Origin of the sequence: Bacteroides cellulosilyticus DSM 14838 (assembly GCF_000158035.1) — a bacterium.
Taxonomy (GTDB): Bacteria; Bacteroidota; Bacteroidia; order Bacteroidales; family Bacteroidaceae; genus Bacteroides; species Bacteroides cellulosilyticus.
In genome coordinates this window covers 243,137-256,343 of record NZ_EQ973488.1, presented here as the reverse complement: position 1 = coordinate 256,343, position 13,207 = coordinate 243,137, and the positions used below count along the sequence as shown (strand labels likewise).

The following is a 13,207-nucleotide window of genomic DNA, read 5'->3' as shown; positions in this document are numbered from 1 at the left end:
GGTTCCAGTTGTCCACAACTTGCTGTTTGTCCATGCCTGTCCTTCGGATGTGAAGCGCATCAAATCACAGGTAAGCTATTTGCAATACATTACGGATACCCGTAGCGGTCAGAAGATTATTATCTCCGACAGTGAAATGCAACGCTTTATTGCTGTAGCCGGTACTTACAATGACCATCTCATGTACTTCCAACCGGATGAACTGAATTTGTCCAAAGGTACAAAAGTTCGTATTACGGGCGGTGACTTTGAGGGGCAGGAAGGTATTTTTCTGAAAGTAAAAGGCGCACGTGATCGCCGTGTGGTTATCGAGATACAAGGTGTTATTGCTGTTGCGCTTGCTACCATTCATCCGGATCTCATAGAAGTAATCAAATAATTGACGATCAGCCGTTGCCATTGAACAGCTGATAAATCATAAATTATAAATCATAAATCATTATGTCTCTTTCCGAAGAAACACTTGCTCTTCAGCGTGCAGCGCACGATCTGATGTATTTGGGCATGGACGGTAGTCCTGTCTATAGTGACGACCTTTCCCGTCGTAACGGTGAAGTTTATCGCCTGACTACGGCTTTGTATAATTCCGGTGTCAAAGGCGCTACTGTGGAAGAACAGGCGAACGTTTGTCTTGCTCTTCTGATGGGTTATAGTGCCTCATTTATTGATCACGGTGAAAAACAGAAACATATCCAGGAGGTCTTGGACTGTTGCTGGGATATTCTTGATGCTCTTCCTGTCTCGTTGCTGAAACTTCGTCTGCTCACCGCCTGCTATGGTGAGGTATTTGACGAGCCTTTGGCTGACGAAGGTCGTACTATCATTGCTTCCTGGGATTCTACATCACTCACTGCTGAACAGCAAGAAGCTATTGAGGAGTTCCAGAATGTGGTGGATAATCCTTATCCGTGGGAATATATTGATGAATAAAAGCTGCCTCTTAATAATATGGAAGTTCTAAAAACATTAATTGAAGGTGTTGTAATCATTGAACCTCGTCTTTTTAAAGATGGTCGTGGCTGTTTTTTTGAGTCTTTCAATCAGAAAGAGTTTGAAGAAAAAGTTTGTAAAACGACATTCGTACAAGATAATGAATCCAAATCGTCTTATGGTGTCATTCGTGGATTGCATTTTCAAAAAACTCCTTTTGCCCAAAGTAAATTAGTCCGTGTAGTGAAAGGAACAGTGCTGGATGTTGCTGTTGACATAAGAAAAGGTTCTCCTACTTTTGGACAACATGTAGCAGTTGAGTTAACAGAAAATAATTATCGTCAGCTTTTTATTCCACGAGGTTTTGCTCATGGTTTTTCCGTTTTGAGTGAAGAAGTGGTCTTTCAATACAAGTGTGATAACTTTTATGTTCCCCAAAGTGAATGTGCTTTAGCATGGGATGATCTGGAGTTAAATATTGATTGGAGAATACCGGCAGAAAATGTGATTTTAAGTGAGAAAGATAGAGCACATCCTAATTTAAGAAATAGTGAATGGTTATTTGATTATTCTGAAATTCTGTATTGATATATTGAGGTTGAAAAATAAGTTTATGATATATACTATATGAATAGCGAAAACGAACAACGAGTTTTAGTAACAGGAGGAGCTGGTTTTATAGGTTCTAATCTTTGTGAGTATCTTTTGGCTCATGATTATAATGTTACTTGTTTAGATAATTTTTCTACAGGTAAAATAGAAAATCTACTTCCTCTGTTAAATGAATATCCTGATAATTTCAAGTTGGTTGTGGGGGATATTCGTTGTCTTTCAGATTGTCAGAAGGCAATAGAAGGTGCTGAGTATGTTTTACATGAAGCTGCATTGGGTTCAGTGCCTCGTTCTATAAAAGATCCGGGAACTACGAATGCTGTCAATATTGATGGCTTTTTGAATATGTTGATAGCTGCTCGTGATGCAGGTGTGAAGCGTTTTATGTATGCAGCCAGTTCATCTACCTATGGTGATAGTAAGAGTTTGCCGAAAGTAGAAGATGTAATAGGCCGGCCGTTATCTCCTTATGCTATTACTAAATATGTGAATGAGCTCTATGCGGATGTTTTTGCTCGCACCTATAATATGGAGTGTATCGGCTTGCGCTATTTTAACGTATTTGGACGTCGGCAAGATCCATTTGGGGCTTATGCTGCTGTAATTCCTCTGTTTGTGAAGAAGCTGATAGCTCACGAAAGTCCCGTGATCAATGGGGACGGTGAATATAGCCGTGACTTTACTTATATTGATAATGTCGTCCAAATGAATATGTTGGCGATGACTACTACTAATCCTGAAGCAGTAAATCAGGTGTATAACACAGCGTTTGGTGAACGTACTACTTTAAATCAATTAGTGGACTATTTAAAAGAATTTCTGAGTGATTTTGATTCAGAGATAGCTAATATTGAGGTTACTCATGGTCCAAATCGTTTAGGCGATATTCCACATTCCTTGGCATGCATAGATAAGGCAAAAAAATTACTTCACTATAACCCTAAGTACAGTATGCGTGACGGACTGAAAGAAGCTGTCAAGTGGTATTGGGAGAATATCTGATTGTTTCTCTTTCTTCTTTTTTTTGAATCATTTTAATTTTTATAAATACTGAAAATCTTATGGATACAGTAAAAATAGCCGTAATCGGTCTCGGTTACGTTGGGCTTCCTTTGGCCCGTTTGTTTTCAACTAAGTATACGACTATTGGTTTTGATATGAACCGTGCGCGTGTTGACGCCTTGATGGCAGGACATGATGCGACACTTGAAGTTTCTGATGATTTGTTGCAATCGGCAATAGCTAATGGTTTTAAATGTACTGCTGACATAGAGGATATTCGTGACTGTAATTTTTATGTCGTAGCTGTTCCTACTCCCGTTGATAAAAATCATAATCCTGATCTAACTCCTCTATATGGAGCAAGTACTACTGTGGGAAAAGTAATATCTAAAGGCGATATTGTGGTATATGAGTCTACAGTATATCCAGGCGTAACTGAAGATGAATGTATTCCAGTGGTAGAGAAAGTGTCCGGCTTGAGATTTAATATTGATTTTTTTGCAGGCTATTCGCCTGAACGTATAAATCCGGGAGACAAATTGCATACAGTAGAGAAGATTAAGAAAGTAACTTCCGGTTCTACTCCTGAGATAGGTAAGAAAGTGGATGAGGTATACGCCTCGGTTATTACGGCAGGTACTCATTTGGCTCCTACGATAAAAGTGGCAGAAGCTGCAAAGGTTATTGAGAACTCTCAACGCGATATTAATATTGCTTTTGTTAATGAACTTTCTAAAATATTTACCCGTATGGGTATTGATACGCAGGATGTGCTTGAAGCTGCAAGTACAAAATGGAATTTCTTACCGTTTAAGCCAGGTTTGGTAGGTGGACATTGTATAGGTGTTGATCCTTATTATTTGGCTCAATGTGCACAAACCTTTGGATATAATCCGGAAATTATTCTTGCTGGTCGTCGTATGAATGATGGAATGGGAGAGTATGTAGCTAATCAAGTAGTGAAGTTGATGTTGAAGAAAGGTATTCAGGTATTAAATTCTAATATTTTGATACTTGGCTTTACATTCAAGGAGAATTGTCCAGATGTTCGCAATACGAAAGTGATTGATATCTATAATTCACTGAAAGAATATAATGTGAATATCATGGTGTATGACCCGTGGGTCAATCCTGAAATAGTAAAATATGAGTATGAAATAGAGGTCGTTAATGAACTTCCTTTGAAAAAGTTTGATACTGCTATTTTAGCCGTTGCACATGATGAGTTTTCTCATTTTCAGGTGAAAAAAATGTTGAAGGAGATTAATGTTTTGTTCGATGTGAAAGGTACATTGGATAAGTCGATTATTGATGGGAGATTGTAAAGATAACTTTTTAACTCATCTAATTTTATTTGATAAATTAAAAGCTTTTTGTTGTTTTATAAATTTGTTGTTTTTATGAAGTTATTAAAAAAAGTAATAGATAAAATCAGAGATAAATTTCTTTCAGATGAAGAATATGCTCGAAGAATTGGGGTGAAAATAGGTAAACATTGCTATATTTCAACCCGTCGTTTTCCTTCTGAAGCCTATTTGATAAGTATAGGAGACTATGTACGAATAGCACCTAATACTATGTTTTTCACACATGGTGGATTGTGGTCTATACGAAAAAAGTATAAAGATAAAAATATTGATTATTTTGGTAAAATAATTATAGGTGATTATACTTATATAGGAGAAGGGTGTATGATTATGCCTGGAGTGACAATAGGTACAAATGTGATAATTGGAGCAGGGTCTGTAGTCACAAAAAGTGTTCCTGATAACTGTATGGTTGCAGGAAATCCTATCAAGTATATAGGTAATACGGAAGCATTTTATGAGAAAATAAAGTTGCATAATATTGGAACTTCAGGACTTTCATTTCAGGAAAAAAGAGAAAAACTTCTAAAATTGGAGGAGGATAGCTTCGTTGTGAAACCGTATATTAACTTTCTTCCTAAATAGAAGCATTTCTTGTTGCAGAATACGTGGTGACAATTTTTTTAAGTAGAATATGGATAAAGTATTATTTTTAAATAGGGCAACGGATATTTCTGTAAGCACAGTCTCAGCTTTTTTTTCTAAATTAATGAATAAAGGGAATATATCAACTTGTGCACAGTATCATTTTCCAAATTCATTTCATCAGAAATTATGGAGAATTCTTGGTCTTGTTGGATATAGTGGAAATTTGTGGTTGGGTGATTGGAAAAAAAATCTTAGTAGTTATTCTATAATCATTGTTTGCGCGACTAAAAACAAGGATGTAATCAAGTATTTGTGTAAAAACAAACAGCCTGGTCAGCGCATTATTCTATGGTACTGGAATCCTGCTTTTTGTTGTATAGATCCCGAATTAGTAAAGAATTGGGGATGTGAGTTATGGTCTTTTGATGCAAATGATTGTGACAAATATAATATGTTCTATAATACTACATATTATTTTAAGGATTTGCAATTGCCTAAATCTAAAAAAGAAAAGGTAGATGTTTTCTTTTGTGGCTTAAGTAAAGGTCGAAACAGCTTTTTGTTTACTATACAAAATAGGGTAGAGAAGATGCAATTAGTTCCTTACTTTCATATTGTTGATGAACAGCTTCCTATAGAAGAGCAGAAGCCACGTTTGTCTTATCAAGAAAACTTGGAATATATTTCTTCATGTAAGGCCGTATTAGACATATTGCAAGAAGGACAAGATGGTATGACACTTAGAGTAATGGAAGCTCTATTCTTTCAAAAAAAACTAATAACTAATCAGTTGTCTTTAGTTAAAGCAGATTTTTATCATCCTAATAATATATTTATCATAGGGAAAGATAATTGGAATAATTTGAAGTCATTTATGAGTACTCCTATTGTTCCTATATCGGAAGAAATTAAATATAAATATGACTTCTTTTCGTGGGTCGAACGTTTTGGAGAAAAAGTAAGCTTATGAAAGAATTAATATTAAATTTCTTTTCATTTGGCTTGGCAGTATCTCTAGAAAGATTTTTGTCGTTTTTGTTAATTCCGTTATATGCCAGTGTCTTTTCTGTGACAGAATTTGGTGTAATTGATTTGGTACAAACATTTATAGGGGTAGTGACTATTTTTTGCTTTTTGCAACTTGAAACATCTTTGCAACGTTTCTATTATGAATATGAAGGTGAAGACAAAAAGAAATTTTTATTTTCTATTTTTTCTTTGATTCTTTCAATAACGTTTCTACTTTCACTGGGAGTGGCTGTTTGTGCAGATTATTTAAGCAATTGGTTATGTGAAAATCAACAATATGCAATGGCTATCAGAATAGCAGCCATGCAAATGGTCTTTTCGGTATTATCTACTTTGACTTTGATATTATTACGGTTTGAGAAAAAAAATAAATTTTTCACTTTGGTAGTACTTGTCAAATCTCTTTTATTGATCTCTTTTGTTTATTACTTTGTTTCTGTGATGCATTATGGAATAAATGGTTTTTTTCTTTCTCAATTAATAGCAATAGCTTTATCGTCCTTGTTTTCCCTTTTTTTAGTGCGTAAATTATTCATTTTTCATCTGTCAAAGCCATACCTGAAATTATCTTTAAAATATGCATTACCTCAGTTTCCGGCAAGAGTGGGTAGTGCGACTAATGCTTATGCCAATCGTTTCTTTATTTTAGGATATTTAGATACTTATCATATAGGTCTGTTCTCAATGGCATTAAAAATAGGCTCTATAATGCAATTAATACATCAAACGTTTATGATGGCATGGAATCAGTATATGTTCGAAACTTTAAAAAAGAAGAATCATAAACAAATGTTTATTATATTATACCGTATGACCGTTCCAGCTGTATTCTTCATTTCATTATGTCTATTTTTGTTTTCTGAAGAATTGATTGTAGCTTTTGCTTCTCCTAAATTTGTAGAATCAGCTAGGTATGTAGGTTGCATAGCAATAGCTATTGCCCTTCTAATTGTTAAGGAACTGGTTGATATCGGTCCTAAATATTTATCTAAAACCTATTTCTTATCCATTTCTTTTTTGTCGGCTTTGGGAGTAAATCTGATAAGTTTGTTTTTCTTGGTTAGGTATTTAGAACTGTCTGGTGTTGTTTTTTCAATGGTGTTGACAAATATTGTTCTATTGGCTTTGAGTTGGTTGTTTTCTTATCGGCTTTATCCAATAGAGTTTCCATACCGAACGTTGCTGTTTTCAGCTCTTCCTGCCCTTATAATGGCGATTACTATGATTTATGTGTCAATACCCTTACATTATAGAATAGTAATGTTGTTTTTGTTAGCTGGATATTATTCTTTGCTAATTTATAAAGGTGGTGTTCATTACAAAAAGACTATATGCTCTATTTAATGGTTTTTCTTTTTTCAGCTTTTTGTGTATATCAATATGATATAAAGAAGAAAAAAGCATATCAGGTACTATCTTACAGATTATTGTTATTAATAGCTATTGGAGTGGCTGGATGTCGATGTGTTGTGGGGGGAGATACAGTTCGCTATATGCGATATTTTGAAGAATATCCTTCGCTTTTTGAGGTCAATATCTTTTCTTATGCTTTATTTGATCCATTATGGTTGTTATTGAATAGTGCGATAAAAATAATTTGGGATGATTTCTTTTTCTTTCAGTTCGTGCATGCGATTTTATTGAATATTCTTCTTTTTTACTTGATAAAGAAATATTCAGGTTATAAGTTTACTGTTGTTTTCTTCTATTTTTCATATTTATATTTGTATTATAATATGGAAATACTTAGAGAAGCACTGGCTATTGCTATTTTTTTGTATGCTTTGCGCTTTTATAAAAGTGGAAATTGGGGAAAATATTACCTAATGGTATTTGTCTGCTTTTTATTTCATTCATCAGCTGTTGTTACCTTTTTTATTCCATTATTTCGTTATGTGAGATATTCATTTTTTAAAGTATTTTTGTTAGTGTTGATTTCGATTGTAATATTCAATTATTTGTCACCTGTCTTAGAGGTACTTATGATGAATCCTATGATGGTGCAGAAATTTGAATTGTATAAAGATGCCAGTTTGAATACAAATGCCAAAATATTGCATATACTAATTTATGTTTTCATTCCTATGCTTGTAATATACATAAATAATACGAAGCTAAAGAATAGTAATTCTTGGGGGAATGAATTCTATATGACATACTTTTTCTTTGCATCATTGTCTGTAGGAAATACGGCTATAGGCAACAGATTTATGAATTATATTATACCTGTTCTGTTACTTTATTATGTGGAATTTTTATTTTTAGCCTTGAAGTGTTGTTATTTTAAAAAGTGAAAGTATTGTTTTTTATTATAGCAGTATGTATGCCGTTAGGGTTGAAATTTTCAAGCTATTTTAAAGATACTTCGTATGCGGTTCCTAATACTATAAACTATTTTAGATGGTTTCCATATACAAATATTTGGGAGCGCAACGATGTGGAACAACAGCAAATTATTGAAGAACGAATAAGCTATGTGGATGCTTTAATGTTTTATTCAGACTGACAATTAAGATGAAAACTCTCTTTCTTATAACTACCTTGGACCAAGGTGGCATTGAAACCTATCTACTAAGATATTTGGAATACTATCAAGAACATGAAGCTATTGTGATTTGTAAATCGGGTGGTTTTGGAGAACTTTATCCCCAATATGCCCGAATGGTAAGAGTCTTGCCTATGCGCTTTTCTTATATTTTAGGAAAGCAATATTATAGATTTTATAAATTACTAAAGAATGAAGGGATAGATACGGTTTGTGATTTTACAGGGAATTTTGCAGGGTTGCCTCTTGGGATAGCTTGGTTGGCAAGAGTAAAAAAGAGAATTGTATTTTATCGTGGTTCTACAAATCATTTTAAAGAGACACCTTTTCGTTTACTCTATAATGCTGGTATGAGAAGATTGGTCTTGGTTTTTGCTACTAAGATACTCTCAAATTCAGTGGCAGCACTTGATTTCTTTTTTCCAAAACGTAACAGGATATCAGAACGCTTTGAGGTTATCTATAATGGAATGGATATGAAAAAGCTATCACAGCAGGGAAAGAAGCAGTTACTCCAAGAATTCAGTTTGCCTTCTGATGCTTTCATTGTGGGGCATACCGGACGCTGTAATGAGGCAAAGAATCATGATACTATTTTAAAAGTTGCTTCGGAACTTTGTCACAGGCATAAAGATATCCATTTTGTATTAGTGGGTAAGGGAGTGAGAGAAAAATATGAAATGATAGTTCAGCAAATGGGATTGGATGGACAAATTCATCTGTTAGGTTATAGAAGTGATGTACTTCGTATCCTTCCATTATTTGATTTATATTATTTCCCGTCTTTAACAGAAGGGCAACCTAATGCTTTGATTGAGGCTATGGCTACGGGATTGCCTTTTGTGGCTTCTGACATAGCTTCAATAAAGGAATCGGTTCCTGTAGAAATGTATTCTTTACTCCTTTCTCCTTGTGATGCAGAAAAGGCTGTAAAAGTAATAGAACGAATCTATAAAGGGGAGGTCAATAGAGATAAGTATAGGTGTAAGGAGTGGGCACAGAAATGTTTTAATGCGGATGACTTATTCGCTAAATTTAGAAAAGAGTTATAAGATTATATTCTATGGATTTAGTTTTTTGTACGGAAGCACGTTTGGTGCGTAGATCTTCAGGTTTGGTATATAGTATTGATGGAGGTCTTACGAATAATTTGTGGCAACGTTATTTGTGTAAATTTAATCATGTGTATGTGATGGCACGTGTGCTTTCTGATGATGATTGTCCAATAAACGATAAGTATTTAGCATCGAGTGAACGTGTTTCATTTATAGATTTGCCGTATTATTTGGGGCCTATACAATATTTAAAGACACGGAGAAAACTCAATAAGATAGTTGCAAATAGTTTAATGCCTGGCTGTGTTTATATTTGTCGGGTTCCTGGAGAAATAGGAACACTTGTGGCGGACCATTTGAGAAGATGTAAGATACCTTATGGTGTGGAAGTAGTGGGAGATCCTTGGGATGTATTTGCCCCTGGAGCCGTCAGACATCCATTTCGTGTTTTTTTTCGCTATAGAGGGACTTATGATTTGAAGCGGACTGTTGTCCGTGCAGCCGCTGCTCTGTATGTTACGGAAAATCAGTTGCAAAAGCGTTATCCGGTGAACAATTCTGTATTTAGTATTTCTGCGTCAGATGTACAGATTAGTTCTCGGAATTTACCGTCCTCAGAAAAAGTCTTGTATAAGAAAGAAAAGTATAATCTTTTGTCAGTAGGTTCTTTGGAACAAATGTACAAAGCACCGGATGTGGTGTTGGAGGCATTGGCGTTATTAAAGGATAGAGGGGTGTATTGTAGGTTAACATGGTTGGGGGAAGGCAAAAATAAAGGAGAAATGCAAAAGTTGGCATCGGCTTTACATATTACTAATGATGTGAACTTTAAGGGAAATGTAAGTCGAGAAGAAGTGGATGAAGAATTGAAGAATTCTGATCTTTTTCTGTTAGTGTCACGTACTGAGGGGTTACCACGCGCCTTAATAGAGGCAATGGCTATGGGGGTACCATGTATTGGAACCCAAGTGGGCGGTATACCGGAGTTGTTAAATAAACAAATGTTAATTCGAGCTGGTGATTCATTGGCTTTGGCAAATAAAATTGAATTCTTACTGACCCACATAGATATGGCGAACAAGGAAGCAAATAGAAACTATGAATTTGCCAAAAACTATTATGATTCTGTTCTTCAGCAAAGGAGAGAGTCATTTTATCAATACCTTATCTCTATAGTGAAATGAATCCTTTCTCTTTTCAACATAAATTAGGACGTATAATTCTGTCGTGGATACAACACTACAATCATGAGAAATACTGGAAACGTCGTGCTGTTGTGACTAATCCTCAAGATAAGACAAATCTGTTGCTGAAGCTTTACTATCTTTATTATATAAAGAAAACTGATGCTTATCATAATTGCTCATTCGGTACTAATATAAATGCCGGTGCTTTTTTTGCTACTTCTCCGCATCTTCCTCATGGACCTAATGGTATTATAGTGGGGCATGATGTGTGTATTGGTGAAAATATAATTATATATCAACAGGTCACTATTTCTCAAGGGGGAGTTGTAATAGGACATAATGTAATACTTGGTGCTGGTGCAAAAATTCTTCCGAATGTATGCATCGGCAATAATGTAAAAGTTGGAGCAAATTGTGTGGTAGTGGAGGATATACCCGATAATGCTACAGTAGTATTACCCAAGCCACGGATTATATTGAAACAAGGATAACAGTGTAGATAAACTTTATACAAATGAGAAATAAAAAGTTGTTTTATATCGTAACTACTATTCCTTTATCATTGAATTTTTTTAGGGGACAGTTGGCATATTTAAGTAACAATTTTGAAATTGTTGCTATTTCTTCTGATAGAGATGCCCTTGAAAAATTTGGTGAGACGGAAGGGATTGAGACACACTGCATTCCGATGGTGAGATCAATATCTCTTCTGCATGATTTTAAAAGTCTTATAAAAATCATTTCTTTTTTTAGAAAAAATAAGCCGGATATCGTTCACGGCAATACTCCTAAGGGAAGTTTTTTGTCAATGATAGCTGCCAAACTAACTGGTGTACCTGTAAGAATTTATATGTGTCATGGGCTTAGATACCAAGGATATAGTGGTTTTATGCGGTCTGTTTTAAAAATGATGGAGCGTATTTCGTGTTATTGCTCAACAGAAGTTCTTTGTGTGAGCAATGGGGTGAAAGCAATATTGATAACTGATAGAATTTGTAGGGTAGCCAAGCTAAAAGTGGTAGGAAATGGAAGCTCTAATGGTATTGATGTTACTAAATTTGATAGGAAAATGATTTCAGCAGAAGTCCTTTCCTCTGTTGCGGATTTGGATGATAAGTTCGTTTTTGGTTTTGCTGGTCGTATTGTGAAAGATAAAGGCATAAATGAATTGGTATCTGCATTTAAAAGAATAACTGATCTATACCATGATATGATTTTGATATTAATTGGTCCATTTGAAGACGATAATCCGATAGAGGAAAATACTAAAACTGAAATAGATTTGAATCCTTATATTCATTATTGGGGAAATCAAAAGGATGTCCGACCATTTATGTGTGCTTCAGATGTCTTTATCTTGCCATCATATAGAGAAGGTTTTGGTATGGTGCTTATGGAGGCAGGTGCCTTGGGGGTTCCATGTATAACAACGAATATTACCGGTTGTAATGAAATCATTCAAGATGGTGTGAATGGTAAGATTATTCCTCCACGTGATGAAAATGCTCTCTATGAAGTAATGAAATGGTTTTATGAGCATCGAAATGACGAAGTTAAGAAAATGGCGGAACGAGCCAGACCCATGATAGTGGAACGGTATGAGCAGCATAAGGTTTGGGAAGCGCTGTTGGCAGAATATCAATTGTTGTCTAAATGAATATGTATTCTTTCTTTTTAAAACGATTGATAGATTTTATAGTCGTTTTTGGGGTGTTGGTTATTATTTGGCCGATATTATTAATCATGACTCTTTGGCTACATTTTGCAAATAGAGGGGCTGGAGCTTTTTTTACTCAGGAACGTCCAGGCCAGTATGGTAAGATTTTCAAAGTCATCAAATTTAAAACGATGACTGACGAACGTGATGAAAATGGTGATCTATTACCAGATGAGAAGCGTTTGACAAAAATAGGAAAGTTCATCCGTTCCACTTCAGTAGATGAACTTCCTCAATTATTCAATGTTTTGAAAGGTGATATGTCTCTGATAGGTCCCCGTCCCTTACTACCCCAATATCTTCCTCTTTATTCAAAGGAACAAGCTCGCCGCCATGAAGTTCGTCCGGGTATTACGGGATGGGCTCAGGTGAACGGACGCAATGCTATCAGTTGGACAAAGAAGTTTGAACTGGACGTATGGTATGTGGATCATTGTTCTTTTCTGCTGGATTTGAAAATTATATTTTTAACAGTGAAAAAAGTCTTTGTACGCGAAGGTATCAGTTCTGATACTTCAGTAACAATGGAACCTTTTATCGGAAATAACTGAAATATTAGATAATGTATTTATATGGTGCCAGTGGTCATGCAAAGGTGATCATTGATATTTTACGTGCAAATAATGAGAATGTTGAAGCGTTGTTTGATGATAATGAAGCGATCCATAGTCTTCTTGGTTATCCCGTATTATGTTCTTCGGAAGTCCGGGGACCGCTGATAATCAGCATTGGAAGTAATAGTATCCGCAAGAAAATAGCAGAAAGTCTGAATGTGACTTTTGGTAAAGCTTTCCATCCTTCAGCAATTATATCCGAAGAATCTGAAATAAGTGAAGGCACGGTGGTGATGCAAGGCGCGATAATACAATCGGATGTCTGTCTTGGTAGACATTGTATAATCAATACCGGTGCTTCGGTGGATCATGAGTGCGTGATTGAAGATTATGTACATATTTCTCCTCACTGCACTCTTTGCGGTAATGTCTCGGTTGGAGAGGGTACTTGGATTGGTGCTGGTTCAACTATTATTCCAGGGGTGAAGATTGGGAAATGGAGTGTGATAGGTGCCGGTTCTGTTGTTACAAAAGATATTCCGGATAATGTTCTGGCTGCGGGTAATAGATGCAGAATTATAAAAAGTTTATAATCGTTTTCTTTTAATCATAATAATTTAA

15 protein-coding genes are annotated in these 13,207 nt (G+C 35.3%); all 15 read left to right on the top strand.

What is annotated here, in order from left to right; translation table 11 throughout:
* Nucleotides 1-379 (top strand): UpxY family transcription antiterminator (locus tag BACCELL_RS02470; RefSeq protein ID WP_007209934.1); only part of this gene is annotated, 379 nt, incomplete at its 5' end.
* A 62-nt stretch (nucleotides 380-441) separates the two neighbouring features.
* On the top strand, nucleotides 442-930 hold the full coding sequence (locus tag BACCELL_RS02465) for a UpxZ family transcription anti-terminator antagonist (RefSeq protein WP_007209933.1): 489 nt from the start codon (nucleotides 442-444) through the stop codon (nucleotides 928-930).
* Between the two features lie 18 nt (nucleotides 931-948).
* Nucleotides 949-1,518: a dTDP-4-dehydrorhamnose 3,5-epimerase gene (gene rfbC / locus BACCELL_RS02460; protein ID WP_007209932.1), complete on the top strand. Its 570-nt coding sequence runs from the start codon at nucleotides 949-951 to the stop codon at nucleotides 1,516-1,518.
* A 39-nt stretch (nucleotides 1,519-1,557) separates the two neighbouring features.
* Nucleotides 1,558-2,544: an SDR family oxidoreductase gene (locus BACCELL_RS02455; RefSeq protein WP_007209931.1), complete on the top strand. Its 987-nt coding sequence runs from the start codon at nucleotides 1,558-1,560 to the stop codon at nucleotides 2,542-2,544.
* A 59-nt stretch (nucleotides 2,545-2,603) separates the two neighbouring features.
* Complete coding sequence (locus BACCELL_RS02450) at nucleotides 2,604-3,869, top strand: nucleotide sugar dehydrogenase (protein ID WP_007209930.1); 1,266 nt, start codon at nucleotides 2,604-2,606, stop codon at nucleotides 3,867-3,869.
* Between the two features lie 75 nt (nucleotides 3,870-3,944).
* A complete protein-coding gene (locus tag BACCELL_RS02445; protein WP_007209929.1) occupies nucleotides 3,945-4,496 on the top strand; it encodes an acyltransferase in 552 nt (183 codons plus the stop codon).
* A gap of 49 nt (nucleotides 4,497-4,545) precedes the next feature.
* On the top strand, nucleotides 4,546-5,469 hold the full coding sequence (locus BACCELL_RS02440; RefSeq protein WP_007209928.1) for a WaaS/CpsH family glycosyltransferase: 924 nt from the start codon (nucleotides 4,546-4,548) through the stop codon (nucleotides 5,467-5,469).
* Entirely contained in the window at nucleotides 5,466-6,872 is a 1,407-nt protein-coding gene (locus tag BACCELL_RS02435; protein WP_007209927.1) for a lipopolysaccharide biosynthesis protein, read from the top strand. Before BACCELL_RS02440 ends, BACCELL_RS02435 begins: the two co-directional genes overlap by 4 nt.
* Complete coding sequence (locus BACCELL_RS02430; protein ID WP_007209926.1) at nucleotides 6,860-7,822, top strand: EpsG family protein; 963 nt, start codon at nucleotides 6,860-6,862, stop codon at nucleotides 7,820-7,822. Before BACCELL_RS02435 ends, BACCELL_RS02430 begins: the two co-directional genes overlap by 13 nt.
* A 220-nt stretch (nucleotides 7,823-8,042) precedes the next feature.
* Nucleotides 8,043-9,125, top strand: a complete 1,083-nt coding sequence (locus BACCELL_RS02420) for a glycosyltransferase (protein WP_007209924.1) — start codon at nucleotides 8,043-8,045, stop codon at nucleotides 9,123-9,125.
* Between the two features lie 11 nt (nucleotides 9,126-9,136).
* On the top strand, nucleotides 9,137-10,312 hold the full coding sequence (locus BACCELL_RS02415; protein ID WP_044153184.1) for a glycosyltransferase: 1,176 nt from the start codon (nucleotides 9,137-9,139) through the stop codon (nucleotides 10,310-10,312).
* Entirely contained in the window at nucleotides 10,309-10,806 is a 498-nt protein-coding gene (locus BACCELL_RS02410; protein ID WP_007209922.1) for a serine O-acetyltransferase, read from the top strand. Before BACCELL_RS02415 ends, BACCELL_RS02410 begins: the two co-directional genes overlap by 4 nt.
* A gap of 23 nt (nucleotides 10,807-10,829) precedes the next feature.
* Entirely contained in the window at nucleotides 10,830-11,972 is a 1,143-nt protein-coding gene (locus tag BACCELL_RS02405; protein WP_007209921.1) for a glycosyltransferase family 4 protein, read from the top strand.
* A 2-nt stretch (nucleotides 11,973-11,974) separates the two neighbouring features.
* Nucleotides 11,975-12,583 carry a sugar transferase gene (locus BACCELL_RS02400; RefSeq protein WP_029328034.1) on the top strand — a complete coding sequence of 203 codons (609 nt, stop codon included), beginning with the start codon at nucleotides 11,975-11,977 and terminating at the stop codon, nucleotides 12,581-12,583.
* 11 nt (nucleotides 12,584-12,594) lie between these two features.
* Nucleotides 12,595-13,179: an acetyltransferase gene (locus BACCELL_RS02395; RefSeq protein ID WP_007209919.1), complete on the top strand. Its 585-nt coding sequence runs from the start codon at nucleotides 12,595-12,597 to the stop codon at nucleotides 13,177-13,179.
* Nucleotides 13,180-13,207 lie beyond the last annotated feature (28 nt).